19 protein-coding genes are annotated in these 25,410 nt (G+C 70.7%); 10 read left to right on the top strand and 9 right to left on the bottom strand.

Translation table 11 applies throughout. From position 1 onward, the window contains the following. The first annotated feature begins 266 nt into the window (after positions 1-266). The 3 genes from pgi to ACFRIC_RS37565 all read left to right on the top strand — a co-directional run bounded on the left by pgi (position 267) and on the right by ACFRIC_RS37565 (position 8,066). Positions 267-1,919, top strand: coding sequence for a glucose-6-phosphate isomerase (pgi, locus tag ACFRIC_RS37555; RefSeq protein WP_382795878.1), 1,653 nt, complete (start codon positions 267-269; stop codon positions 1,917-1,919). A 90-nt stretch (positions 1,920-2,009) separates the two neighbouring features. Next, on the top strand, positions 2,010-2,855 hold the full coding sequence (locus tag ACFRIC_RS37560) for a hypothetical protein (RefSeq protein WP_382795880.1): 846 nt from the start codon (positions 2,010-2,012) through the stop codon (positions 2,853-2,855). A 195-nt stretch (positions 2,856-3,050) separates the two neighbouring features. After that, the gene (locus ACFRIC_RS37565) at positions 3,051-8,066 is read left to right on the top strand and encodes a DUF3320 domain-containing protein (RefSeq protein ID WP_382795883.1); all 5,016 of its coding nucleotides are present in this window, start codon (positions 3,051-3,053) and stop codon (positions 8,064-8,066) included. Positions 8,067-8,197: 131 nt separating this feature from the next. On the opposite strand, the gene pgl is transcribed toward ACFRIC_RS37565, so the two are convergent. Genes pgl through tkt form a run of 5 tightly spaced genes read right to left on the bottom strand, consistent with a single transcriptional unit; the run spans position 8,198 to position 14,803 of the window. Next, the gene (pgl, locus tag ACFRIC_RS37570) at positions 8,198-8,980 is read right to left on the bottom strand and encodes a 6-phosphogluconolactonase (RefSeq protein WP_382795885.1); all 783 of its coding nucleotides are present in this window, start codon (positions 8,978-8,980) and stop codon (positions 8,198-8,200) included. Further along, on the bottom strand, positions 8,977-10,038 hold the full coding sequence (gene opcA, locus ACFRIC_RS37575) for a glucose-6-phosphate dehydrogenase assembly protein OpcA (RefSeq protein WP_382795888.1): 1,062 nt from the start codon (positions 10,036-10,038) through the stop codon (positions 8,977-8,979). The genes pgl and opcA overlap by 4 nt, the downstream gene beginning before the upstream one ends. Beyond that, positions 10,035-11,558: a glucose-6-phosphate dehydrogenase gene (gene zwf / locus ACFRIC_RS37580; RefSeq protein ID WP_369481412.1), complete on the bottom strand. Its 1,524-nt coding sequence runs from the start codon at positions 11,556-11,558 to the stop codon at positions 10,035-10,037. Before zwf ends, opcA begins: the two co-directional genes overlap by 4 nt. A gap of 4 nt (positions 11,559-11,562) precedes the next feature. Further along, complete coding sequence (gene tal / locus ACFRIC_RS37585) at positions 11,563-12,681, bottom strand: transaldolase (RefSeq protein ID WP_382795892.1); 1,119 nt, start codon at positions 12,679-12,681, stop codon at positions 11,563-11,565. Positions 12,682-12,715: 34 nt separating this feature from the next. Further along, on the bottom strand, positions 12,716-14,803 hold the full coding sequence (gene tkt, locus ACFRIC_RS37590) for a transketolase (protein WP_382795895.1): 2,088 nt from the start codon (positions 14,801-14,803) through the stop codon (positions 12,716-12,718). Positions 14,804-15,156: 353 nt separating this feature from the next. On the opposite strand from tkt, the gene ACFRIC_RS37595 reads away from it, so the two are divergent. From ACFRIC_RS37595 to ACFRIC_RS37605, 3 genes are all read left to right on the top strand, one after another. Continuing rightward, positions 15,157-16,110: a heme o synthase gene (locus ACFRIC_RS37595; protein WP_382796002.1), complete on the top strand. Its 954-nt coding sequence runs from the start codon at positions 15,157-15,159 to the stop codon at positions 16,108-16,110. 103 nt (positions 16,111-16,213) lie between these two features. Then, positions 16,214-16,570 (top strand): hypothetical protein, encoded by a 357-nt coding sequence (locus ACFRIC_RS37600; protein WP_382795898.1) that lies wholly within the window; start codon positions 16,214-16,216, stop codon positions 16,568-16,570. Between the two features lie 127 nt (positions 16,571-16,697). Further along, positions 16,698-17,804, top strand: a complete 1,107-nt coding sequence (locus ACFRIC_RS37605) for an amidohydrolase family protein (protein ID WP_382795900.1) — start codon at positions 16,698-16,700, stop codon at positions 17,802-17,804. A 60-nt stretch (positions 17,805-17,864) separates the two neighbouring features. On the opposite strand, the gene ACFRIC_RS37610 is transcribed toward ACFRIC_RS37605, so the two are convergent. The 4 genes from ACFRIC_RS37610 to ACFRIC_RS37625 are packed head-to-tail and all read right to left on the bottom strand — an operon-like array spanning position 17,865 to position 21,521. Continuing rightward, positions 17,865-18,872, bottom strand: a complete 1,008-nt coding sequence (locus ACFRIC_RS37610; protein WP_382795903.1) for a heme A synthase — start codon at positions 18,870-18,872, stop codon at positions 17,865-17,867. Between the two features lie 59 nt (positions 18,873-18,931). Next, positions 18,932-19,747 (bottom strand): ABC transporter permease, encoded by an 816-nt coding sequence (locus ACFRIC_RS37615; RefSeq protein WP_382795906.1) that lies wholly within the window; start codon positions 19,745-19,747, stop codon positions 18,932-18,934. Beyond that, positions 19,744-20,667 (bottom strand): ABC transporter ATP-binding protein, encoded by a 924-nt coding sequence (locus tag ACFRIC_RS37620; RefSeq protein WP_382795909.1) that lies wholly within the window; start codon positions 20,665-20,667, stop codon positions 19,744-19,746. Before ACFRIC_RS37620 ends, ACFRIC_RS37615 begins: the two co-directional genes overlap by 4 nt. A gap of 11 nt (positions 20,668-20,678) precedes the next feature. Further along, positions 20,679-21,521, bottom strand: coding sequence for an aminoglycoside N(3)-acetyltransferase (locus ACFRIC_RS37625; protein WP_382795912.1), 843 nt, complete (start codon positions 21,519-21,521; stop codon positions 20,679-20,681). 161 nt (positions 21,522-21,682) lie between these two features. On the opposite strand from ACFRIC_RS37625, the gene ACFRIC_RS37630 reads away from it, so the two are divergent. Genes ACFRIC_RS37630 through ACFRIC_RS37645 form a run of 4 tightly spaced genes read left to right on the top strand, consistent with a single transcriptional unit; the run spans position 21,683 to position 25,409 of the window. After that, a complete protein-coding gene (locus ACFRIC_RS37630; RefSeq protein ID WP_382795915.1) occupies positions 21,683-22,426 on the top strand; it encodes a helix-turn-helix transcriptional regulator in 744 nt (247 codons plus the stop codon). Next, positions 22,423-23,847 carry a Fe-S cluster assembly protein SufB gene (gene sufB, locus ACFRIC_RS37635; protein ID WP_382795918.1) on the top strand — a complete coding sequence of 475 codons (1,425 nt, stop codon included), beginning with the start codon at positions 22,423-22,425 and terminating at the stop codon, positions 23,845-23,847. The genes ACFRIC_RS37630 and sufB overlap by 4 nt, the downstream gene beginning before the upstream one ends. A gap of 57 nt (positions 23,848-23,904) precedes the next feature. Then, positions 23,905-25,086, top strand: coding sequence for a Fe-S cluster assembly protein SufD (sufD, locus tag ACFRIC_RS37640; protein ID WP_382795921.1), 1,182 nt, complete (start codon positions 23,905-23,907; stop codon positions 25,084-25,086). After that, the gene (locus ACFRIC_RS37645; protein WP_339128658.1) at positions 25,086-25,409 is read left to right on the top strand and encodes a bifunctional 3-phenylpropionate/cinnamic acid dioxygenase ferredoxin subunit; all 324 of its coding nucleotides are present in this window, start codon (positions 25,086-25,088) and stop codon (positions 25,407-25,409) included. The genes sufD and ACFRIC_RS37645 overlap by 1 nt, the downstream gene beginning before the upstream one ends. Position 25,410: the final 1 nt, after the last annotated feature.

Raw genomic sequence — 25,410 nt, forward strand, 5'->3', positions numbered from 1 at the left:
GCCGCGGATGGCCGTGATCCCGTACGGACCCGGCCGCCGAGCCGCGTGGTGCGCCCTGCCCCGCCCCTGCCCCGCTCTGCGAGGCGAGCCCGGCGGTTCCCTTTCCGTGTCACCTCGCTGACACCTGGGGGCCGGCCGGACGTATCTGTTGTTGAGCCGGTGGACGCACTACGACAGCTCGTGTCCAGCCCTGATCAATTAGGTTGGGACCGGCAGCGGGGCAAGGTACGCAGCAGCACAGGCAGGAAAGAAGGCGGAAGTCCGAGATGAACGCAGAAAGCCGTACCAGGCTCAACCAGACACCCGAGTGGACCGCTCTGGCCAAGCACCGCGAGGAGCTCGCCGGCACCCATCTGCGCGACCTGTTCGCGGCCGACGCCGGACGCGGCTCCGGCTACTCGCTCCAGGTCGGCGATCTGCACGTCGACTACTCCAAGCACCTCGTCACCGACGAGACACTCCGGCTGCTGCGCGAGCTGGCCGCCGCCACGGACGTGTCCGGGCTGCGGGACGCGATGTTCCGGGGCGATCGGATCAACACGACCGAGGACCGGGCGGTGCTGCACACCGCGCTGCGGGCGCCGCGGGACGCGGTGGTCGAGGTCGACGGGGAGAACGTCGTGCCGGCCGTGCACGCGGTCCTGGACAAGATGGCGGACTTCGCCGGCCGGGTCCGTTCGGGCGAGTGGACCGGGCACACCGGCAAGCGCATCAAGAACGTCGTGAACGTCGGTATCGGCGGCTCCGACCTCGGCCCCGCGATGGCCTACGAGGTGCTGCGCTCCTTCACCGACCGCTCGCTGACGGTGCGGTTCGTGTCGAACGTGGACGGCGCCGACCTGCACGAGGCCGTGCGGGACCTGGACCCGGCCGAGACGCTGTTCATCATCGCCTCCAAGACGTTCACCACGATCGAGACGATCACCAACGCCACCTCCGCGCGTGACTGGCTCCTGACCGGTCTGAAGGCGGGTCAGGAAGCGGTCGCCAAGCACTTCGTGGCGCTGTCGACGAACGCGGAGAAGGTGTCGGACTTCGGCATCGACACGGCGAACATGTTCGAGTTCTGGGACTGGGTCGGCGGCCGCTACTCGTTCGACTCTGCGATCGGCCTGTCGCTGATGATCGCGATCGGCCCGGACCGCTTCCGCGAGATGCTGGACGGGTTCCACCTCGTCGACGAGCACTTCCGCACCGCGCCCGCCGAGGCCAACGCCCCGCTGCTGATGGGCCTGCTGGGCATCTGGTACGGCAACTTCCACGACGCCCAGTCGCACGCCGTGCTGCCGTACTCGCACTACCTGTCGAGGTTCACGGCCTATCTCCAGCAGCTCGACATGGAGTCCAACGGCAAGTCCGTCGACCGTGACGGCAACCCGGTGGAGTGGCAGACCGGACCGGTGGTGTGGGGCACGCCCGGCACCAACGGCCAGCACGCCTACTACCAGTTGATCCACCAGGGCACGAAGCTGATCCCCGCCGACTTCATCGGCTTCGCCGAGCCCGTGGCCGACCTGCTGCCGGGTCTGGTCGCCCAGCACGACCTGCTGATGGCGAACTTCTTCGCGCAGACGCAGGCGCTGGCCTTCGGCAAGACCCCGGACGAGGTCCGCGCCGAGGGCGTGCCGGAAGAGCTGGTGCCGCACAAGACGTTCGAGGGCAACCACCCGACCACCACGATCCTGGCGAAGGAGCTGACCCCGTCCGTCCTGGGCCAGTTGATCGCCCTCTACGAGCACAAGGTGTTCGTCCAGGGCGCGGTCTGGAACATCGACTCCTTCGACCAGTGGGGCGTCGAGCTCGGCAAGGTGCTCGCCAAGCGCGTCGAGCCCGCCCTGACCGAGGGCGCCGACGTCCCCGGACTGGACGAGTCGACCAAGGCCCTGGTCGCCAAGTACCGCACCCTGCGGGGTCGTTGAGCCTGATTGAGGGGAAGCGGGCGGCGGGAGTCCGCCCGCTTCCCGTAGCATCCCTGGTGATCACGATGGCGATCGTTCGGGGGAGCGGAAGTGGCCGGATCACGTGAGCGGTGGACGAGGGAAAGACTGACGGTCCGGACCTTCCTCAAACCGAGACGGATGGCGAGGGCGCTGTTCCATCCGGCGTGGATTCCCGAGCCCGTCGATCCGTCGGTGGAGCGCCTCAAGCGCGTGCGGGTCGTCGCCGGAGCGGTCGCGGCGTTCGGTGTCTACACCTTCGTGCAGCACAAGTTCGACACCACGGAGATCCTGGGAAACGTCCTGACGGCGGCCGTGGTCCTGCTGTTCATCACGCCGCTGACCGTGGGCGTGATGCTCCTCGTATGGCGGCGCACCGGCACCGTCCGGCAGTTGCGGCGCCCGCTCCTCGGCTCGCTCAAACTGCTGCTGCTGTTCATCGGCATGGCCGTGACCGCCGTACTCCTCATGCAGCTCGCGACCGCTGTCGGAGGCGTCGCGCTGGTTCCGCTGGGTTTCGTGGCGCTCTGGCTGATCGGCGTCGTCGCCTACGGGGCGGTGCAGTTGTCCGGGAACTACTTCGGTTCGGCGGCCGTGCACCGCTGTCTGCCGCCGCTGCTGGCCGCCGTGACGACCTGGCTCATGGCCATTCCCGACCTGGTCACCGGCGACCTGCACGGCCTCAGCCTCACGATGGGCGTCGTCTTCATCCTGGGCGCCCCGGTGACGGTCACCGCCATCGCGGCCCTGGAGATGAACCGACTCCGCCGCCACCACGGAATCAGACTCCGCGCCCACCCCGCGACCCTGCCGCTCCCCCGGCCCCTGCTTCCGCCGCAGGGGACGCCGTTCCCGCCGGCGAACCCGTACGCCCCGTATCCCCACGGCATCCCCCGGGGCCCGTATACCGGAGGGTGAAGCCCGAGCCTGTCAAGGCGAAGCGGGTGCCACCGCGTTCACCCTCACGACTTGTGTTCGATTTCTTCACAACAAGCGCATATCTTGTCGGTGATCTTCGGTGTGCCGGAACAACCGAGCTGATAGGGAGGGAGTTCCAGGGGGGCCTGAGAGGGTGGCCACCCCTGCGCATGGCGCCCAGGAGGTACTCACCGTATGCCCGATCAGTCCCGAACCGTGTCCGCCACGGTCAGCGATCCCGGCCTCGACCGGCTGAAGGCCGTTCTGGACGGCTGGCGCAACTCCCTGCTGGACATGGGCGGGCGCAACCGGCTGCTGAACTTCCGGCACACCAGAACGGCGACGCTGGAGATCACCACGCCGTCCGCCGGTGTTCTGCTCTCCGACCTCGCCAAGGGCTGGGACTTCGCTCCCGTCGTCGAGCAGGCGGACGCGGAACCGGTGAAACTCGATCTGGCGAAGGGCGGCTCCACCAGCGGCGCGGGAGCCGTCGCCGCGGACCGGCGGCCGAGGACCGGGCTGGTCACACAGAAGGCCACTCAGGCCTCCCTGGACAGCTCGCTGTACCAACTGCGGCAGAAGTCCGGCCAGATGTACAACGACTACGGTCTGTGGGTGCTGTGGCTCGGTGTCGGCATGCTCGACTGGAGAGAAGCCGGCGCCGACCAGGGCAGCGCGGCTCCGCTGCTCCTCGTGCCGGTCGAACTGCGCAGGGACGGCAACCGGCGCACCCGCCTCCACCTGGCCGACGACCAGGACCGCATCCACAATCCCGCGCTCGCCGTGAAGCTGGAGCGGCTCGGTGTGGACTGGAGCCGGGTCACCGCCGCGGACGTGACGGACCTGCCCGCCGTGATCTCGGCCGCCCGGTCGGCGGCGGCCGGCCAGAAGGGCTGGTCGGTGGACGAGCGGGTGGTGCTCGGACTGTTCGCCTCGCACCGGGAGGCCATGTACCAGGACCTCCAGCAGAACGAGGAACAGGTCCTCGGCCATCCGCTCGTACGGGCCGTCGCCCTCGGCCCCGACGCCGGTCTGCCCGACGACCTCATCGGGTTCGAACCGGCGGACCTGGACCGCATCGACGAGGTCCAGCTCCCCGAGCGGACCCCGCTGGTCCTCGACGCCGACGCCTCGCAGCGGCAGTGCATCGCCGCCGCCCTCGACCAGCGGTCGTTCGTGATGAGCGGCCCGCCCGGCACCGGCAAGAGCCAGACCATCACCAACATGATCGCCGCGCTCATGCACGCCGGGCGCAGCGTGCTGTTCGTCAGCGAGAAGGCCGCGGCGCTCGACGTCGTACGCAACCGGCTGCGCGGCGTGGGCCTCGGAGACTTCGTGATGGCGCTGCACAGCGGTGACACGAGCAAGAAGGCGGTGGCCACCGAACTCGCGCGGGTGCTCACCACCGAGGTCCGCGTCACCGGTGCCGCCGAGCACGAACTGGAGCGGGCCCGAGGGCTGCGCGAGGAACTGTCCGCGTACGCCGCCGCCATGAACGAGACCCGTGCTCCCCTGCAACGCACGCTGCACGACGTGCTCGGGCGCTTGGTCCTGCTGGAGCAGGCCGGCACCCCGAAACTGCCGCTGGCCGCGGAGAACGGCAAGGTCGTGCGGGGCCTGACCGCGGGCGCGCTGCAGGAACTGGCCGCCGCCTCCCGGACGATCGGCCGTGCCTGGCGCCCGGCGGCCGAAGGGGAGTCCTTCCCCTGGCGCGGACTGACCGGCACCTCACCGCACCAGGTGGTCTCCGAGGCCGCGGAAGCCCTCGACGCCCTGATGACCGCCACGGCCCGGCGCCCCTTCGCGGCGACGCAGGACGAACCCCGGTCGGTGCGCGAGGTCCGGCAGACCGTGCGCTCCCTGAGGGAGGGGCTCCCGGACCAGGAGACCTCGCCGGCGGGGGCGGCCCAGGCGGACGGAGGCCTGCCCGACGACGTGTCGGCGCAAGTGGCCCAGCTCGCGGACCTGTTCGGCCTGCCGAAGGCGGACCGCGCCGAGACCGCGTTCGCGCTGTGCGAGCTCGCCGACCTGACGAGCGGCGGCCACCGGCCGCCGCGTGGATGGTTCGACGCCGACGTCCTGCGCCGCGCGCACGCGGCGACCGCGGAGCTGCGCCGTGCCCACGACGCCGAGGCCTCGGCCCGCGGCGAGGCCGCGGACGCCTTCGGCGAACAGGTGCTCTCCTGCACCGAACTGCCGGAGCTGGTCGCCCGGTTCGCCGCTCGGCACGGTGGTCTGATGGGGCGCTTCTCGGGCCAGTACAAGGCCGACCGCGCGGCCGTGACCGCCCTCACCCGCGGCGGCGCCTGGGACAAGTCGCTGCCGGGCCGGCTGGAGCAGGCACTCGCGTGGCAGGAGGCCGCCGCCGAGCGAAACCGGCTCGTCGACGTTCACGCCGCGCTGCTCGGTCGGTACCTCCCGCGCACCCGGGAGGCCATGGCGGACCTCGACCTGGCGCTGGCCACGGCCGACCGCATCGACGTGCTGGGCCAGGACGCCGACCGCCGAGAACTGCTCGCCGGACGGCTCGCCTGCGACGCCGACACGGACCGGCTGCCGGAGCTGCTCGCCGAGAACATCCGGCACTCGCTCGCCACCTGGTGCGCCACGGTGAGCGCTCGGGCCGACCGGTGGACCCGTTCCGTCGAGGCCCTGCTCGATCTGTTCGACACCGCGCGCCGCACCCAGCTCTCGCCCGGCCTGCTGGGTCTGTTCGACCAGGCCCACCGGTCGATCGCGGTCCTCCAGGGCGACGAACAGGGCCCGGAGATCTGGCACGCCTACGTCGACGGCGTCGCCGTACTCGCCCGGCACGGCGCGGACGACCTCGTGACGAGCGCGGCCGAGCGGGGCGTCGAACCCGGCCGGCTGGCCGATGTCGTCGAACAGGCGCTGCTGCGGGCCTGGGCCGACGGTGTCCTCGCCACGGACATACGCCTGCGCAGGTCCCGCTCCGAGGACCTCGACGCGCGGGTGACCGACTTCCAGGAAGCCGACCGCCGGCTGATCGCCGCCGCGGGCGGCGCCGTCATCGAGGCCTGCAACAAGCGGCGCCCGCGCCGTTTCGCCGGGGGAGCGGGCGCCGTCATCGTCCGGGAGGCGGAGAAGAAGACCCGCCACATGCCGGTTCGGGAACTGCTCGGCAGGACCCGCGACGTCGTTCAGTCGATCAAGCCGTGCTTCATGATGAGTCCCCTGACGGTCAGCCAGTTCCTGCCGCCGGACTTCCACTTCGACGTGGTGGTCTTCGACGAGGCCTCCCAGGTCCGCCCGAGTGACGCGGTCAACTGTGTCTACCGGGGACGCACGTTGATCGTGGCCGGTGACGACAAGCAGTTGCCGCCGACCTCGTTCTTCGACTCCTCGGTCGACGACGACTCGGACGAGTACGCGCAGGACGTGCCGGACTCCTTCGAGTCGCTGCTGCATGCCTGCAAGGCCGGCGCCATGCGCGAGCTGCCGCTGACCTGGCACTACCGCAGCCGTCACGAGAACCTGATCACGTTCAGCAACCGCGAGTTCTACGGCAACTCGATGGTGACGTTCCCGGGTGCGCTGGACGAGGGCAACGACGTCGGTGTCGCCTTTCTCCAGGCCGACGGCGTGTACGACAGGGGCGGGCGGCGCGACAACCGCCTCGAAGCGGACTTCGTCGCCCGGCGCGTCCTCCACCACTTCGACACCCGCCCCGGCAGAACCCTCGGTGTCGTCGCGCTCTCCCAGGCGCAGGCGTCGGCGATCGACCAGGCCGTGCAACAGGCGAGATCGGCCCGGCCCGACCTCGACCACTGCTTCACCGAGGACCGTCTCGACGGCTTCTTCATCAAGAACCTGGAGTCCGTCCAGGGCGACGAGCGCGACGTGATGATCATGTCCGTGGGCTACGGCCCCGACGAACACGGCAAGCTGGGGCTGAACTTCGGCCCGATCAACAAGGGCGGTGGCTGGCGCCGCCTGAACGTGGCGGTGACCCGGGCCCGTCACCGTATGGAGGTCGTCTCGTCCTTCCGCGGCACCAGTCTGTCCGACAGCCCCAACGAGAGCGTGCAGTACCTGAAGCGCTATCTCGAGTACGCCGAGAACGGGCCGTCCGTCCTCGCCCGTGACCTCGTCCAGGCCGACGCCGAGCCGGAGAGCCCGTTCGAGGAGTCCGTTCTGGCCGTCCTGCGCGACTGGGGCCACCAGGTCCAGCCGCAGGTCGGCGTCGCGGGCTACCGCATCGACCTCGGCCTGCGCCACCCCGAACTGCCGGGTGCCTATGCGCTCGGCATCGAGTGCGACGGCGCCATGTACCACTCGTCCAAGGCGGCCCGTGACCGGGACCGGCTGCGTGAGCAGGTCCTGAACGGGCTCGGCTGGCGGCTCCACCGCATCTGGGGCACCGACTGGTACCGGGGTCGCGCGGCCGCTGAACTGCGGTTGCGGGAGGCGGTCGAGCAGGCGATCGCCCAGGGGCCACTCGCCCCGTCATCCCTCCCGGTGCCGGCCGCACCGTCCTCGTCCTCCGGGGAAGGGCCGTCCGCCGGGGAACGGACCGACGTACCGCACGCGCGTGCGGCGGCCGACGGCACGGGGGCACGGGCGGCCGCGCCGCCCCGGCCGCGGACGCCGGAACCCGCGGAGCCGGCGTACGAACGGGTGCCGATCGGTGGCGCCGAACGCGAGTGGAGCACCCCGTACCGGACCGCGGCGGTCGTGGTGCGGCCGGGCCACGAGCTGCACACGACGGAGGCCCGTCCGGCGCTGCGCAGGCTGCTGGCACAGGTCATCGAGATCGAGGGGCCCATCCACGAGGACCTGCTGGTGCAGCGGGCCCGCGAGGCCTGGGGCGTCGCCAGGGCGGGCAGCCGCATCCGGGACAACGTCCGGGCGGTGGCGCGCACGCTCGTCTCCTCGGGGCTCGTCGCCGTGGACGGGGCGTTCTTCGACCGGCAGGGCCATGACGTCGTCGGCGCCCGCTGTCCGGAGGACGGCGACACGGTCCGCAAGATCCTGCACATCGCCCCCGCCGAGCGGTACGTGGCGCTGTGCGAGCTGGCCGCCGAGTGTCCCGGGATGACGGAGGACGAACTGATCAAGCAGGCCTGCGAGTTCTTCGGCTGGCGCCGTACGGGCAAGGACATCCGCGACTGCCTGGCGGCCGACATCACGGAACTGCGCCGGCAGGGTCGGCTGGAGGGCGGCCGGGACCGCATCAGCTCGGCCCGCTGAGGGACGCGTCCCCCGGCCGGGCCGGGCCGAGTTCGTGAGGGCTCGGTCGGCGGGCGGGACCGTGTACGAAACGGGGGCGGCAAGGTCCATGGACCCTGCCGCCCCCGTTCAGCCGTTCGGGCCGTCCGTCGTCAGGCGGACGCCGGTGGGTACAGCGAGCGTGGCAGCTGGGACGCCGCTGGGGCGTCCAGGAGCCACAGGGTGCGGGAGCGGCCGTACGCGCCGGCGGCGGGGGCCTGGATCTCGCCCGCGCCGGACAGGGCGATGGCGGCCGCCTCGGCCTTGTCCTCGCCCGCCGCGAGCAGCCACACCTCGCGGGCGGAGCGGATCGCGGGCAGGGTCAGCGAGATCCGGGTCGGCGGCGGCTTGGGCGCGCCGTGCACGCCGACCACCGTCCGCTCCGTCTCCCGCACCGCGGGCAGCTCCGGGAAGAGCGAGGCCACGTGGGTGTCGGGGCCGACCCCCAGCATGAGCACGTCGAAGGCGGGGACCGGGCCGTGGTTCTCCGGCCCGGCGGCCTTCGCGAGCTCCGCCGCGTACGACTCCGCCGCCGCCTCGACGTCGGCGCCGTAGGGACCGTCGGACGCGGGCATCGTGTGCACCCGCGCCGGGTCCAGCGGCACCGCGTCGAGCAGGGCCGCGCGGGCCTGCGTGTCGTTGCGGTCGGGGTCGCCCTCGGGGAGGTACCGCTCGTCGCCCCACCACAGGTCCAGACGCGCCCAGTCGACGGCGTCCCGGGCGGGCGCGGACGCGAGCGCCGCGAGGAGCCCGTTGCCGTTGCGCCCGCCGGTGAGCACGATCGAGGCGGAGCCGCGCGAGGCCTGCGCGTCCACGATCTTCGTGATCAGCCGTGCCGCCGCGGCCTGGGCCATCAGTTCCTTGTCGCGGTGGACGACGAGCTGCGGAGTGTTCACTCTGCGGCCGCCTTGTCCGCCGCCTTCTTGGCGAGCGTCTCGGCCACCCCGGCGGGGGAGTCCTTGGCGACCGGGGCCGCCTTCGTGGCGGTCGCGGTACCGCCCGAGGACCCGGACCCGGCGGTGTCCGCCGGGGCGTTCAGCCGGTCCACGCCGAAGCGCAGCGCCGAGGCGTAGGTGTCGTCCGGGTCGAGGCGGCGCAGCTCCTCCGCCATCAGCTCGGCCGTGTCCCGGCGCTTGAGCGCCACGGCGCGGTCGGGCTGACCCTGGATGGACAGCGTGGCGAGGGTGCCGTCCGCGCGGTCCAGGACGATCGGGCCGCAGCTCGTGTCCAGCCGGACCGCGGTGAGGCCGGGGCCCGAGGACAGCGACCGCTTGACGGGGACCTCGAGGCGGTCCGCGAGCCACATCGCGAGCAGCTCGCAGCTCGGGTTGAACTCCTCGCCCTCCACCTCGACCGCGTCCACGTCGCAGGCGACCTGGTCCAGGGCCGCGGCCAGCATCGAGCGCCAGGGCGTGATGCGGGTCCACGACAGGTCCGTGTCGCCCGGGGTGTAGGCCTCGGCGCGGGCGTTGAGCTCCCGTACCGGGGCCTCGGCGGCGTAGGTGTCGGTCACCCGGCGCTGCGCGAGGGCGCCGAGCGGGTCCTTCGCCGGGTCGAGCGGCGCGTTCACCGGCCACCAGACGACGACGGGCGCGTCGGGCAGCAGCAGCGGCAGGACGACCGACTGGGCGTGGTTGATGACCTCGCCGTACAGGCGCAGCACCACCGTCTCGCCGGTGCCCGCCTCCGCCCCGAGCCGCACCTCGGCGTCGAGCCGCGACGTCGTGCGGTCGCGGGGGGAGCGGGAGACGCGCTTGATGACCACGAGGGTGCGCGAGGGGTGCTCGCGCGAGGCCTCGTTCGCGGCCTTCAGGGCGTCGTAGGCGTTCTCCTCGTCGGTGACGATGACGAGGGTGAGCACCATGCCGACGGCGGGCGTGCCGATGGCGCGGCGGCCCTGGACGAGGGCCTTGTTGACCTTGCTGGCCGTGGTGTCCGTGAGATCGGTCTTCATGGGCGACGCCAGCTCCGTCCGTCTCGTTCGAGCATCTCGTCGGCCTCGACGGGTCCCCAGGTGCCCGAGGGGTACTGCGCGGGCTTGCCGTGCTTGTCCCAGTACTGCTCGATCGGGTCGAGGATCTTCCAGGACAGCTCGACCTCCTCGGTGCGCGGGAAGAGGTTCGAGTCACCGAGCAGCACGTCGAGGATCAGACGCTCGTACGCCTCCGGGCTCGACTCCGTGAAGGACTCGCCGTAGGCGAAGTCCATCGAGACGTCCCGGATCTCCATGGAGGTGCCGGGCACCTTGGAACCGAAGCGGACCGTGACGCCCTCGTCGGGCTGGACGCGGAACACGATCGCGTTCTGGCCCAGCTCCTCCGTCGCCGTGTGGTCGAAGGGGGAGTGCGGGGCGCGCTGGAAGACGACCGCGATCTCGGTGACGCGGCGGCCGAGCCGCTTGCCGGTGCGCAGGTAGAACGGGACGCCCGCCCAGCGGCGGTTGTCCACCTCCACCTTGATCGCGGCGAAGGTGTCGGTCTTCGACTTGGGGTCGATACCGTCCTCCTGGAGGTAGCCGACGACCTTCTCGCCGCCCTGCCACCCCGCCGCGTACTGGCCGCGGACCGTGCTCTTGCCCAGGTCCTTCGGCAGCCTGGTCGCGCCGAGCACCTTGGTCTTCTCCGCCGCGAGCGCGTCGGCGTCGAAGGAGGAGGGCTCCTCCATCGCGGTCAGTGCCATGAGCTGGAGCAGGTGGTTCTGGATGACGTCACGGGCGGCGCCGATGCCGTCGTAGTAGCCGGCGCGGCCGCCGATGCCGATGTCCTCGGCCATCGTGATCTGGACGTGGTCGACGAACGACCGGTTCCAGATCGGCTCGAACATCGTGTTGGCGAAGCGCAGCGCCAGGATGTTCTGGACGGTCTCCTTGCCCAGGTAGTGGTCGATGCGGAAGACCTGGTCCGGGGCGAAGACCTCGTGCACGATCGCGTTGAGCTCCTCGGCCGACTTGAGGTCGTGGCCGAAGGGCTTCTCGATGACCGCGCGGCGCCAGGAGCCGCCCGACTGGTCCGCCAGCTTGTGCTTCTTGAGCTGCTGGATGACCACCGGGAACGCGGACGGCGGCACGGACAGGTAGAAGGCGAAGTTGCCGCCCGTGCCCTGGGCCTTGTCCAGCTCCTCGATGGTGGAGCGCAGCCGGTCGAAGGCGTCGTCGTCGTCGAAGGTGCCCTGGACGAAGCGCATGCCCTGGACGAGCTGCTGCCAGACCTCCTCGCGGAAGGGCGTGCGGGCGTGCTCCTTGACCGCGTCGTGGACCTCCTGGGCGAAGTCCTCGTGGGCCCACTCGCGGCGGGCGAACCCGACGAGCGAGAAGCCCGGCGGAAGGAGACCCCGGTTGGCGAGGTCGTACACCGCGGGCATCAGCTTTTTACGTGACAAATCGCCCGTGACGCCGAAGATGACCAGGCCCGACGGCCCCGCGATACGCGGGAGCCGTCGGTCTGCGGGGTCACGCAGCGGGTTGCTGCTCGACAAGGTTTCAGCCCTCCGAAGGGGCGAGGCGCTGGAGCTCCGCCTCGGTCGACTTGAGCAGGTCGTTCCAGGCGGACTCGAACTTCTCGACGCCCTCGTCCTCGAGGAGCTGGACCACGTCGTCGTAGGAGATCCCGAGCTTCTCGACGGCGTCGAGCTCGGCGCGGGAGCGCTCGTACGTGCCGGCGATGGTGTTGCCGGTGATCTGCCCGTGGTCCTCGGTGGCCTCCAGGGTGGCCTCCGGCATGGTGTTCACAGTGTTCGGCGCGACCAGCTCGTCGACGTACAGCGTGTCCTTGTACGCCGGGTCCTTGACGCCGGTCGAGGCCCACAGCGGGCGCTGCTTGTTGGCCTGCGCCCGGTCGAGGACGCCCCAGCGGTCGCCGGAGAAGACCTCTTCGTACGCCTGGTACGCGAGCCGGGCGTTGGCGACGCCCGCCTTGCCGCGGGCGGCCTTGGCCTCGGGGGTGCCCAGGGCGTCGAGCCGCTTGTCGATCTCGGTGTCCACACGGGACACGAAGAAGGACGCCACGGAGTGGATCTTCGAGAGGTCCAGGCCGCGCTCCTTGGCCTTCTCCAGGCCGGCGAGGAACGCCTCCATGACCTCGCGGTAGCGCTCCAGCGAGAAGATCAGCGTGACGTTGACGCTGATGCCGAGGCCGATGACCTCGGTGATCGCCGGCAGACCCGCCTTGGTGGCCGGGATCTTGATGAGGGTGTTGGGGCGGTCGACCAGCCAGGCGAGCTGCTTGGCCTCGGCGATGGTCGCCTCGGTGTTGTGCGCCAGGCGCGGGTCGACCTCGATCGACACACGGCCGTCCTGGCCCTCGGTGGCGTCGAAGACGGGGCGCAGGATGTCGGCGGCGTCGCGGACGTCCGCCGTGGTGATCATGCGCAGGGCCTCTTCGACCGTGACCTTGCGGGCCGCCAGCTCGGTGACCTGCTGCTCGTAGCCGTCTCCGCTGCTGATCGCCTTCTGGAAGATCGACGGGTTGGTGGTGACGCCCACGACGTGCTGCTGGTCGATCAGCTCGGCAAGGTTGCCGGACGTGATCCGCTTGCGCGACAGGTCGTCCAGCCAGATCGCGACGCCTTCCTCGGAGAGGCGCTTGAGTGCGTCTGTCATGGAAATTGCATCTCCTACGTGTCGTATGTCGGCGTCAGCGCTGGGCTGCGGCGATCGATTCCCGGGCGGCTTCCGCGACGTTCTCGGCAGTGAAACCGAATTCGCGGAAGAGCACCTTGCCGTCGGCCGAAGCACCGAAGTGCTCCAGCGAAACAATGCGTCCGGCGTCCCCGACGAACCGGTGCCAGGTGAGACCGATTCCGGCCTCGACCGAGACACGGGCCTTCACCGACGGCGGCAGGACGCTGTCCCGGTACCCCTGGTCCTGCTCGTCGAACCACTCCACACACGGCATGGACACGACCCGCGTGGGGATGCCCGCGGCCTGGAGCTGCTCACGCGCCTCGACGGCCACGTGCACCTCGGAGCCGGTGCCGATCAGGATGACCTCGGGCGCGCCGCCCTCGGCCTCGAACAGCACGTAACCGCCCTTGGCGGCGTCCTCGTTCGCCTCGTACGTCGGCACACCCTGACGGGTGAGCGCGAGACCGTGCGGGGCGCCCTTGCCGAACACCTTGGTGTAGCGCTTGAGGATCTCGCGCCAGGCGATGGCCGTCTCGTTGGCGTCCGCGGGACGGACGACGTTCAGGCCGGGGATGGCGCGCAGCGAGGCCAGGTGCTCGACCGGCTGGTGCGTCGGACCGTCCTCGCCGAGGCCGATCGAGTCGTGCGTCCACACGTACGTCACCGGCAGGTGCATCAGCGCCGACAGGCGGACCGAGTTGCGCATGTAGTCGGAGAACACCAGGAAGGTGCCGCCGTAGATGCGCGTGTTGCCGTGCAGCACGATGCCGTTCATCTCCGCGGCCATGGAGTGCTCGCGGATGCCGAAGTGGATCGTGCGGCCGTACGGGTTCGCCTCGGGCAGCGGGTTGTCCGCCGGGAGGAAGGACGACGTCTTGTCGATCGTCGTGTTGTTCGAGCCGGCGAGGTCGGCGGAGCCGCCCCACAGCTCGGGGATGACCGCGCCGAGGGCCTGCAGCACCTTGCCGGACGCGGCGCGCGTGGCGACACCCGTGCCCGCCTCGAAGACGGGGAGCTTCTCCTCCCAGCCGCTCGGCAGCTCGGTCGCCGCGATGCGGTCGTACTCCGCCGCGCGCTCCGGGTTGGCGGTACGCCAGGCGGCGTAGCCCTTGTCCCACTCGGCCTTGGCCTGGACACCCCGGTCCAGGGCCTGACGGGTGTGGGCCAGCACCTCGGCGGCGACGTCGAAGGACTTCTCCGGGTCGAAGCCGAGGACGCGCTTGGTGGCCGCGACCTCGTCGTCGCCGAGCGCCGAGCCGTGGGCGGCCTCGGTGTTCTGCGCGTTGGGGGCGGGCCAGGCGATGATCGAGCGCATCGCGATGAAGGACGGCTTGTCCGTCACCTTCTTCGCGGCCTCGATCGCGTTGTAGATGGCGTGCGGGTCGAGGTCGCCGTCCGGCTTCGGGGCGATCCGCTGCACGTGCCAGCCGTACGCCTCGTAGCGCTTGACCGTGTCCTCGGAGACCGCCGTCTCGGTGTCGCCCTCGATCGAGATGTGGTTGTCGTCCCACAGCAGGATCAGGTTGCCGAGCTGCTGGTGCCCGGCCATGGAGGAGGCCTCCGCGGAGATGCCCTCCTGGAGGCAGCCGTCACCGGCGATCGCGTAGATGAAGTGGTCGAACGGCGACTCGCCCTGCGGCGCCTCGGGGTCGAACAGACCACGCTCGTAGCGGGCGGCCATCGCCATGCCCACCGCGTTGGCGACACCCTGGCCGAGCGGACCGGTCGTGGTCTCCACGCCCGGGGTGTGCCCGTACTCGGGGTGTCCGGGGGTCCTGCTGCCCCAGGTCCTGAAGGACTTCAGGTCGTCCAGCTCCAGGCCGAAGCCGGCCAGGTAGAGCTGGGTGTAGAGGGTCAGGGACGAATGGCCGGCGGACAGCACGAAGCGGTCGCGTCCTACCCAGTCGGTGTCCGCCGGGTCGTGCCGCATCACCTTCTGGAAGAGGGTGTAGGCGGCGGGCGCCAGGCTCATGGCCGTACCGGGATGGCCGTTGCCGACCTTCTGTACGGCATCGGCGGCCAGGACGCGGGCGGTGTCCACGGCCCGCTGGTCCAGCTCGGTCCACTCGAGGTCTGTGGTGGTCGGCTTGGTGCTCACCCTGGGTCAGGGCTCCTCTCCACATGTCACACATGTCGAAATGCCGGTGCACTGGGCGCCCCGGCCGTTGTCGAGCCTACCCCCGTGAGTACGCGCGTTTTTTCGAGTCATTCCAGACTGCCGGGACTCGCCGGGATCCGCCTCCCGACTGGGTCGTTCCGTGTTCGGCACATGAATACGGAGCCGCTCGTCCGAGTGCTCAATCGAGTCTCGGTCAGCTCTTCCAGCCGCACTCCTCAACACGGGCCCACCCCCGCGAATGCCGGGGTCTGGGCAACGTCTACAGTGGCGTGGTACGCGCGGGCCTTTACGGGGATTTCATCCGGGGGCTCGCTGGGATGTCTCTGTCAGGGGTGTGCGTGACGGCCGTCGAATCCCGTCCTGCGGGTGTTCTCGGGACGAGCAGCAGCCGAGGCCAGCGGCCGTTCGGGGCCCGTCTCAAGGCGTTCGTGGCGCTGACCAAGCCGCGGATCATCGAGCTGCTGCTGATCACCACCGTTCCGGTGATGTTTCTGGCCCAGCAGGGTGTGCCCGATCTGAAGCTGGTGCTCCTCACCTGCCTGGGCGGTTATCTGTCCGCGGGCGGCGCCAACGCGCTCAACATGTACATCGACCGCGACATCGACGCCCTCATGGAGCGCACCTCGCAGCGTCCGCTCGTCACGGGGATGGTCAGCCCCCGTGAGTGCCTCGCCTTCGGCATCACGCTGGCGGTCGTGTCGACCCTGCTGTTCGGTCTGGCCGTCAACTGGCTGTCCGCCTGGCTGTCGCTCGGGGCGCTCCTCTTCTACGTCGTCGTCTACACGATGATCCTCAAACGGCGTACCTCGCAGAACATCGTGTGGGGCGGCATCGCCGGCTGTCTGCCCGTGCTCATCGGCTGGTCGTCCGTCACGAACTCCATGTCGTGGGCGCCGGTCATCCTCTTCCTCGTCATGTTCTTCTGGACGCCGCCGCACTACTGGCCGCTGTCCATGAAGGTGCGCGAGGACTACGCGCGCGTGGGCGTGCCGATGCTGCCGGTCGTCGCGAGCAACAAGGTGGTCGCCCGCCAGATCGTCATCTACAGCTGGGTGATGGTCGCGGTCTCGCTGCTGCTCACCCCGCTCGGGTACACGGGCTGGTTCTACACCGCCGTCGCGCTCGCCGCGGGCGGGTTCTGGCTGTGGGAGGCGCACGGCCTGCAGAACCGTGCCAAGGCCGAGGTCACGGGCGGCAAGCTCAAGGAGATGCGGCTGTTCCACTGGTCGATCACCTACGTGTCGATCCTCTTCGTGGCCGTCGCGGTGGACCCCTTCCTGCGCTAGGGCGCGCTGGAGCGGTCCGGAGACGTGGACGGGAGGGGTGCGTGGTCAAGGCCACGCACCCCTCCCGTCGCCGTTCGATCTACCCGTCGGTAGCATCCTGGCCATGGCAGACACCCAGCAGATCGACGAGACCCCCGGCACCGTCCAGGACCCCAAGGCCGAACGCGCCGCCGCGAAGCTCGCGCAGCGCATCACCGCCTTCTCCAAGGCGCACGGCGGGGTCGAGGCCCAGGTGGCGTACATCGGAGAGCGCGGCGCCCGCATCGTCCTCGTCGGCGAGGACGGCGGCTGGGGCGACCTCGTGGCGACGAGCTACGAGATCGCCGAGAAGGCCGTGACGAAGGCCGGCGTCACCGTCCACGAGGCGTTCGACGGCGAGTTCGCGGCCAAGGTCAAGACGGGTCCGTACGAGTGGAAGCGCATGGCCGGCATCCAGCTCGGCGGCCGGGCGAACGACTGACACGTCACCCGTCGCACGGACGGCCGACAATCGTCGGCTGTTCGCACGGGGTGTGCGCGACCAACACCTGACACCCGGCTCAGCCGTTAGGACCTGAAAAGCCACGGTCCATTCGCGGGGAGTCCGGATGATCGAAACGCCGTCCCTGGTGGACCAGTACTGCCACGGCGTACTGCGCACGGAGCTGGGCCTCGGCACGTTCGAGGCCCACCTCGCCAGGACCGAGGGGCCGCCGGCCGCGGGCACCACCCTCTTCGACACCCAGACCGGCTTCGCGGTACGACGCTGGTGCCCGCCCCTGCTCGGACTCGAACCGCACTGCACGCCCGCCCGCTATCTGGCCCGGCGCCGCGAACTCGGCGTCCTGGAGACGGGCCGCAGACTGCTGCGCGGCAGCGGCATCACCACGTATCTCGTCGACACCGGGCTGCCCGGCGATCTGACCGGGCCCGGCGAGATGGCCTCCACGGGAGGAGCCAGGGCCCACGAGATCGTCCGTCTGGAGCTCCTCGCCGAACAGGTCGCCGACACCTCGGGAACCGTCGAGGCCTTTCTCGCCAATCTCGCCGAATCCGTCCACGGGGCCGCCGCGACCGCCGTGGCCTTCACCTCCGTGGCGGGCGTGCGGCACGGGCTGGCCCTCGCGCCCGAACCGCCCGGACCCGGCGAGGTACGGGGCGCGGCGGGCCGCTGGCTCGCCGGCCGCCGGGTAGGCGGCACGCTCACCGACCCCGTCCTGCTCCGCCATCTGCTGTGGATCGCGGTCGCCTCGGGCCTGCCCCTGCAACTGCACGCGGGACTCGGCGACCCCGGACAGCGCATCGACCGCACCGACCCCGTGCTGCTCACCGACTTCGCCCGCGCCACGGCCGGCCTCGGCACCGACCTGGTCCTGCTGCACGGCTATCCCTACCAGCGGCACGCGGCCCATCTCGCGGGGGTCTTCCCGCACGTCTACGCCGATCTGGGCGCCGCCCTGGTGCGCACCGGGGCCCGGTCGGCCGCCGTCCTCGCCGAGATCCTGGAGCTGGCCCCCTTCGGCAAGCTCCTCTTCTCCAGCGGAGCGCAGGGACTCCCCGAACTCCATGTGGTCGGGGCACGCCTCTTCCGCGAGGCGCTGGCACGGGTGCTCGGCAACTGGGTCGCCGAAGGGGCCTGGTCGTTGGCGGACGCGCAGCGGGTCGCGGCCCTGATCGCGGCGGGCAACGCCCGGCGGGTGTACGGGCTGGAGTGAGCGCGGGGGCGCCCAGTGCTCCCTGCTGGACGCCGCGCGCCGATGGCGGCCCGGGAAGGGCTACGCGCGGGTGAGGGCCGACGTCGTCGCGGGACCCGGCAGATCGGTCACGGCCTCCGGGCGCTCACGCAGGGACAGCAGCACGCGCAGGACCCCGATCCACACCAGGCAGGAGCCGAGCATGTGCAGGGCGACCAGGGCCTCGGGCAGGTCCGTGAAGTACTGGACGTAGCCGAGGACGCCCTGGGACAGGAGGATCAGGAACAGGTCGCGGGTGCGCCGCAGCGGACCCTGGGGGGCGTCCACCGCCTTCAGGACGAACCACAGGGCGAAGGTCAGCGTCACGACGATCCAGGCCAGCACTGCGTGCAGCTTGGCGATGTTCTCCCAGCTCACGGGGATGCGCTCGACCTCGCTCGAATCACCCGCGTGCGGCCCGGCACCGGTGACGACCGTCCCCACCGCGATCAGCAGGACCGAGGCGGCGACCAGGAACCACACGAGCTGCTGCACCGACTTGCCGACCAGCGGACGCGGGGCCCCGTCACCCTCGCGGGTGCGCTGCCACATGAGCGCGGCGACGGTGATGAGCGCCGTGGAGAGCAGGAAGTGGGCGGCGACCGTGTACGGGTTGAGGCCGACCAGCACGACGATCCCGCCGAGGACCGCGTTGCTCATGACGATCCAGAACTGGGCCCAGCCGAGCCGGGTGAGACCGCGCCGCCACGGCTTCCGCGAGCGCGCCGCGATGATCGCCCAGCCGACGGCGGCGCACAGCACGTACGTCAGCATGCGGTTGCCGAACTCGATGGCGCCGTGGAAGCCCATCGCGCTCGTCGCCGTGAGCGAGTCGTCGGTGCACTTGGGCCAGGTCGGGCAGCCGAGGCCGGAGCCGGTGAGCCGCACGGCACCGCCGGTGACCACGATGACCACCGCCATGACGAGCGCGGAGAGGGCCGCGCGCTGCACCGTCCGCGAGGTCGGGGTCCAGCGTTCGGCGATGAAGGCGAGCGGGTTGCGCACCGCGCTGAGGGCGTCGGCTCGGGTCAGGTTCTGCACGCGCACCATCGTAGGGGCCCGCTTGTGCACGCTTTCACGAGGGTCGGCCCCTGGAGGGGAGGATTCCGTCACTCCCAGCGGAAGAACCGGCCGGCCGCGCCGAGGCCCACGACCGTCCAGACCGCCAGGATCCCCAGATCGCCCCAGGGCATCTGGGCACCGTGCTGGAGGACGTCGCGCAGCCCGTCCGAGAGCGCCGTGATGGGCAGCAGACCGAGCACGTCCTGGACACCCGCGGGGAACTTGTCCAGCGGCACGATCACCCCGCCGCCGACCAGGAGCAGCAGGAAGACGAGGTTGGCGGCGGCCAGCGTGGCCTCGGCCTTGAGCGTGCCCGCCATGAGCAGCCCGAGCCCGGAGAAGGCGGCCGTGCCGAGGACCAGCAGGAGCAGCACGGCGAACGGGTTGCCGTGCGGCGACCAGCCCAGCGCGAACGCGATCGCGGTGAGCAGGATCACCTGAAGGATCTCAGTGACCAGGACCGACAGCGTCTTCGCGGTCATCAGCCCCCAGCGGGGGAGCGGAGAGGCCGCGAGCCGCTTGAGGACGCCGTAGCGGCGCTCGAAGCCGGTGGCGATGGCCTGGCCGGTGAACGCCGTCGACATCACGGCCAGCGCCAGGATGCCGGGCGCCAGGAAGTCGACCGCCTCGCCCGGACCCGTGTCGATGATGTCGGCCGAGCTGAACAGGACCAGCAGCAGCGTCGGGATCACGACCGTGAGGAGGAGCTGCTCGCCGTTGCGGAGCAGCATCCTCGTCTCCAGCGCGGCCTGCGCGCCGATCATGCGCCGCAGCGGGGCGGCGCCGGGCCTCGGGCTGTACGTGCCGGCGGCGGTCGCGGAAACGGCCCCCTGCCGGTCGGCTCCAAGCTGTGCCTGGCTCATGAACGCAGCTCCTTGCCGGTCAATTCGAGGAAGACGTCTTCGAGGGTGTGGCGTTCGACCGAGATCTTCTCCGGCATCACGCCGTGCTGGGCGCACCAGGACGTCACGGTCGCCAGCAGCTGCGGATCGACCTTGCCGCCGATCCGGTAGGCCCCGGGCGTCAGCTCGGCCGCGGTGCAGTCCGCGGGCAGGGCCTTGAGCAGGGAGGCCACGTCCAGGCCCGGGCGGCCGGTGAAGCGCAGGGTGTTCTCGGCGCCGCCGCGGCACAGCTCCTCGGGGGAGCCTTGGGCGACGACCCGGCCGGCGTCGATGATCGCGACGTCGTCGGCGAGCTGCTCGGCCTCGTCCATGTGGTGGGTGGTGAGGATCACGGAGACACCGTCGGCGCGCAGGTCGCGGACCAGGTCCCAGGTCGCGTGCCGGGCCTGCGGGTCGAGGCCGGCGGTCGGCTCGTCGAGGAAGACCAGCTCGGGGCGGCCGACGACCGCCATGGCGAGCGCGAGGCGCTGCTGCTGGCCGCCCGAGAGCCGCCGGTAGGTCGTGCGGCCGCAGCCCTCCAGGCCGAGCCGCTCGATGAGCGCGTCCACGTCCAGGGGATGGGCGTGCAGCTTCGCGACATGGCGGAGCATCTCGTCCGCGCGGGCGCCCGAGTAGACGCCGCCGGACTGGAGCATCACGCCGATGCGGGTGTGCAGCTCGCCGGACTGTCTCGCCGGGTCGAGGCCGAGGACGCGCACCGTGCCGGAGTCCGGCTTCCGGTATCCCTCGCACGTCTCGACCGTGGTCGTCTTGCCGGCGCCGTTGGGTCCCAGTACGGCGGTGATGCCCGCCGCGGCCACCAGGTCGAGGCCGTCCACCGCGGTCTTCGTTCCGTACCGCTTCACCAGGGCCTGGACCTGGACCACGGGCTCGCTTCGCATGAGGAGCAAGTCTAGGGACGTCTCGGCGGCCCGGAACCGCCGGGGGCGGCGGCGGTCTCCACGGCCAGGTCCCGGGGCCGGTGCAAGGGAAGCCACCGCTCCGCGTACGCCACCGCGTCGGCCACCGGGAAGAGCCGCGCCCGGGCCGCGCCCACCGTCCCCCGTACGACGGGACGGTCCCGCTCGAAGTCGGAGCCCAGCTCCTCGAACATGTCGGAGGTGATCGACACCTCCCGGACCGTCTCCCAGCCCGTGGGGGAGGGCCGTCCGACCTCCACGACGGGCGAGGGGACGCGGTACTCGGCCAGGTGGAAGCTGGTGCACGCGTCGTACCCGGCGCCGAGCAGCAGGACGCGGGCGCCGCCGGCCTCCAGCCGCGCCAGCGGGCTGCGCTCACCGAGCCGGCAGTCCGGCGCGTGCCCGCCGACGACCGCGGCCGCGGCCGGGCCCAGCGCCGCGAACGAGGTCTCCGGGTGCGCGCTGCGCAGGGCGCCGGGCCAGGTGCGGACGGTCTCGGGTATCACGCCGACCCCGCGGGAGGGCGTCACGCGGGGGTCGTAGGCGGGCATGGTCGCCCGGATGGCCGACCACCACTCCTCGGGAACCGGAGGGCGGCTCCACAGCGCGGGGTCGGAGAGGTCGCCGGACTGGGTCGGGACCACCAGAGTGCCCTCGGGACCGAGCACGTCGAGCAGTCCCTGGACGACGGCCACGGCGCCGCCGTTGACCCAGCCGAGGGCGCTGAGCGAGGAGTGCACGAGCAGTGTTTCCCCTGGTCGTACGCCGAGCGTACGCAGGTCCGCGGCGAGGGTGCCGCGGGTCACGAGTGGGCCGGTCGGAGGGGGTGTCGGCATGGTCCGGGAGTCTTGCCGAGAGACCGCCCCGGCGCCACCGAATTGATCGATCAAAGATCGTTTGCCCAGGTCACCTTAGGTATACCTAAGTGATGCAGCGCACCGCCCACTCCGGAGGGTGCGGCTTGTCAGGCCCTGAGGAATTACGCAACAATGGTGTTGTGAAAAACGTTGGCGAGGCTCGGGAGACCCCCACGGGGGCCCCGCAGGAGGAACTCGCGACCGGTGAGCGCTCGACGCGCAACCGGGTCGTGCGCTCCATCCTGGACCACGGCCCGTCGACCGTCGCCGACCTGGCGGGCCGACTGGGCCTGACCCAGGCCGCCGTGCGCCGCCATCTGGACGCGCTGGTCGCCGACGACGTCGTGGAAGCACGTGAGCAGCGGGTCTACGGAGCGCGCACGCGCGGCCGCCCCGCCAAGGTGTTCGCCCTGACCGACTGCGGCCGGGACGCCTTCGACCAGTCCTACGACAAGCTCGCCGAGGACGCCCTGCGCTGGATCGCCGAGCGCGAGGGCGGGGACGAGGCGATCCTGTCCTTCGCCCGCGCCCGGATCGCCGCTCAGGCCGGGGCGTACCGCGAGGCCGTCGAGGCCGCGACCCCCGAGGAACGCACGGGAGCCCTGGCGAAGGCCCTCAGCAAGGACGGGTACGCTGCCACGGCGCGCAGCGCACCGGTCGGCGAGCAGCTCTGCCAGCACCACTGCCCGGTCGCGCATGTCGCCGAGCGGTTCCCGCAGCTCTGCGAGGCGGAGACGGAGTTCTTCTCCCAGCTTCTCGGCACACATGTCCAGCGACTGGCCACCATCGCCCACGGCGACGGGGTGTGCACGACGTTCATCCCCAAGATTTCGCACGACACTCATAACGCATCCGCAAGCACCGCCGGGAGGAACCCCGCATGACGCTCCCCATCGAGGAGACTGCCCACCCTGAGCTCGAGGGTCTGGGCACGTACGAATACGGCTGGGCCGACTCCGACGTGGCCGGTGCCTCCGCCAAGCGCGGCATCAACGAGGGCGTCGTCCGCGACATCTCCGCGAAGAAGAGCGAGCCGGAGTGGATGACCAAGCTCCGCCTCAAGGGCCTGCGCCTCTTCGAGAAGAAGCCCATGCCCAACTGGGGTTCCGACCTGTCGGGCATCGACTTCGACAACATCAAGTACTTCGTGCGCTCCACGGAGAAGCAGGCGGAGTCCTGGGAGGACCTGCCCGAGGACATCAAGAACACGTACGACAAGCTCGGCATCCCCGAGGCGGAGAAGCAGCGCCTCGTCGCCGGTGTCGCGGCCCAGTACGAGTCCGAGGTCGTCTACCACCAGATCCGTGAGGACCTGGAGGAGCAGGGCGTCATCTTCCTGGACACCGACACCGCCCTCAAGGAGCACCCGGAGCTCTTCAAGGAGTACTTCGGCACGGTCATCCCGGTCGGCGACAACAAGTTCGCGTCGCTGAACACCGCGGTGTGGTCCGGCGGCTCCTTCATCTACGTGCCGAAGGGCGTGCACGTCGAGATCCCGCTCCAGGCCTACTTCCGTATCAACACGGAGAACATGGGCCAGTTCGAGCGGACGCTGATCATCGTCGACGAGGACGCCTACGTCCACTACGTCGAGGGCTGCACGGCGCCGATCTACAAGTCGGACTCCCTGCACTCCGCGGTCGTCGAGATCATCGTGAAGAAGGGCGCCCGCTGCCGTTACACGACCATCCAGAACTGGTCGAACAACGTCTACAACCTGGTCACCAAGCGCGCCGTGGCGTACGAGGGCGCGACCATGGAGTGGATCGACGGCAACATCGGCTCCAAGGTCACCATGAAGTACCCGGCCGTCTACCTGATGGGCGAGCACGCCAAGGGCGAGACCCTGTCCATCGCCTTCGCGGGCGAGGGCCAGCACCAGGACGCCGGCTCCAAGATGGTCCACATGGCGCCGAACACCTCCTCGAACATCGTGTCGAAGTCGGTGGCGCGCGGTGGCGGCCGTACGTCCTACCGCGGTCTCGTCGAGATCGGCGAGGGCGCCCACGGCTCCAAGTCGAACGTCCTGTGCGACGCGCTGCTCGTCGACACCATCTCCCGCTCGGACACGTACCCGTACGTGGACGTCCGCGAGGACGACGTGTCCATGGGCCACGAGGCGACCGTCTCCAAGGTCTCCGAGGACCAGCTCTTCTACCTGATGAGCCGCGGTCTGACCGAGTTCGAGGCGATGGCCATGATCGTGCGCGGCTTCGTCGAGCCGATCGCCAAGGAACTGCCCATGGAATACGCCCTCGAGCTCAACCGGCTGATCGAGCTCCAGATGGAGGGCGCGGTCGGCTGACGCCGAACGCCACCCCCGTCAAGCCACTCACGTAAGAAAGCGAGCAGACCGACAGCCATGGCTGAGGCTCAGAACATCCCCGTGGGCTCCACCACCGCGGGCCAGATCGCGGTGGCCGCCGAGTCGACCGTCGCCACGCGCATGAGCGCGCCCCCGTCCTTCGACGTGGCGGACTTCCCCGTCCCCCACGGCCGCGAGGAGGAATGGCGGTTCACCCCGCTGGAGCGCCTGCGCGGGCTGCACGACGGCACCGCCGTCGCGACCGGCGAAGGCGTACGGGTCGACGTGCACGCCCCCGAGGGCGTCACCGTCGAGACGGTCGCCCGCGACGACGCGCGGATCGGCCGGGCCGGCACCCCCGTGGACCGTGTCGCCGCCCAGGCGTTCTCGGCCTTCGAGAAGGCCGGCGTCGTCACCGTCCCCAAGGAGACGGTGCTCACCGAGCCCATCCGGATCGCCGTGCACGGCGAGGGCGGTGTCGCCTACGGCCACCAGGTCATCGAGCTGGGAGCCTTCGCCGAGGCCGTCGTCGTCATCGACCACACCGGTGACGCGGTCCTGGCCGCCAACGTCGACTACGTCCTCGGCGACGGTGCCAAGCTGACCGTCGTCTCCGTCCAGGACTGGGACGACACGGCCGTCCACGTCGGCCAGCACAACGCGCTGATCGGCCGCGACGCCACCTTCAAGTCCTTCGTGGTCACCTTCGGCGGCGACGTCGTACGCCTCCACCCCCGCATCGCGTACGCGGGCACCGGCGGCGAGGCCGAGCTGTTCGGCCTGTACTTCACGGACGCCGGCCAGCACCAGGAGCACCGCCTCCTGGTCGACCACAACACCCCGCACTGCAAGTCCAACGTCATGTACAAGGGCGCGCTGCAGGGCGAGGGGGCGCACGCCGTCTGGATCGGCGACGTCCTCATCGAGGCCAAGGCCGAGGGCACGGACACCTACGAGATGAACCGCAACCTGGTTCTGACCGACGGTGCCCGCGTCGACTCCGTGCCGAACCTGGAGATCGAGACCGGTGAGATCGTCGGCGCCGGCCACGCCTCCGCGACCGGCCGCTTCGACGACGAGCAGCTCTTCTACCTGATGGCGCGCGGCATCCCGGCCGACGAGGCCCGCCGTCTGGTGGTGCGCGGCTTCTTCGCCGAACTGGTCCAGCAGATCGGTGTCGACGACATCGAAGAACGTCTTCTCGTGAAGATCGACGAGGAGCTGGAGGCGTCGCTCTGATGCCCGGCACCTTCGTGCGCGCCTGTGGGCTGAGCGAGCTGGAGGAGAACACCCCGAAGCGGGTGGAACTCGACGGCACGCCGGTCTCGGTCGTGAAGACCGAGGGGGAGGTGTTCGCGATCAACGACATCTGCTCGCACGCGAACGTCTCGCTCTCCGAGGGCGAGGTGGAGGACTGCCAGATCGAATGCTGGCTGCACGGCTCCGCGTTCGACCTCCGCACCGGCAAGCCGTCCGGCCTTCCCGCGACGCGCCCCGTCCCCGTATACCCCGTTCAGATCGAAGGGGACGACGTGCTCGTCTCCCTCAACCAGGAGTCCTGAG

The sequence above is a fragment of the Streptomyces sp. NPDC056738 genome, assembly GCF_042790435.1.
Taxonomy (GTDB): Bacteria; Actinomycetota; Actinomycetes; order Streptomycetales; family Streptomycetaceae; genus Streptomyces.

Excerpts from the sequence above, each read along its gene's own strand:
- ACFRIC_RS37610 (WP_382795903.1), bottom strand. The coding sequence starts at position 18,872 with ATGGTGCGCGTGCAGAACCTGACCCGAGCCGACGCCCTCAGCGCGGTG.
- ACFRIC_RS37645 (WP_339128658.1), top strand. The coding sequence starts at position 25,086 with ATGCCCGGCACCTTCGTGCGCGCCTGTGGGCTGAGCGAGCTGGAGGAG.
- ACFRIC_RS37565 (WP_382795883.1), top strand. The coding sequence starts at position 3,051 with ATGCCCGATCAGTCCCGAACCGTGTCCGCCACGGTCAGCGATCCCGGC.
- opcA (WP_382795888.1), bottom strand. The coding sequence starts at position 10,038 with ATGAAGACCGATCTCACGGACACCACGGCCAGCAAGGTCAACAAGGCC.
- sufB (WP_382795918.1), top strand. The coding sequence starts at position 22,423 with ATGACGCTCCCCATCGAGGAGACTGCCCACCCTGAGCTCGAGGGTCTG.
- tal (WP_382795892.1), bottom strand. The coding sequence starts at position 12,681 with ATGACAGACGCACTCAAGCGCCTCTCCGAGGAAGGCGTCGCGATCTGG.
- ACFRIC_RS37620 (WP_382795909.1), bottom strand. The coding sequence starts at position 20,667 with ATGCGAAGCGAGCCCGTGGTCCAGGTCCAGGCCCTGGTGAAGCGGTAC.
- pgi (WP_382795878.1), top strand. The coding sequence starts at position 267 with ATGAACGCAGAAAGCCGTACCAGGCTCAACCAGACACCCGAGTGGACC.
- sufD (WP_382795921.1), top strand. The coding sequence starts at position 23,905 with ATGGCTGAGGCTCAGAACATCCCCGTGGGCTCCACCACCGCGGGCCAG.
- ACFRIC_RS37600 (WP_382795898.1), top strand. The coding sequence starts at position 16,214 with ATGGCAGACACCCAGCAGATCGACGAGACCCCCGGCACCGTCCAGGAC.
- ACFRIC_RS37625 (WP_382795912.1), bottom strand. The coding sequence starts at position 21,521 with ATGCCGACACCCCCTCCGACCGGCCCACTCGTGACCCGCGGCACCCTC.
- ACFRIC_RS37605 (WP_382795900.1), top strand. The coding sequence starts at position 16,698 with ATGATCGAAACGCCGTCCCTGGTGGACCAGTACTGCCACGGCGTACTG.
- ACFRIC_RS37615 (WP_382795906.1), bottom strand. The coding sequence starts at position 19,747 with ATGAGCCAGGCACAGCTTGGAGCCGACCGGCAGGGGGCCGTTTCCGCG.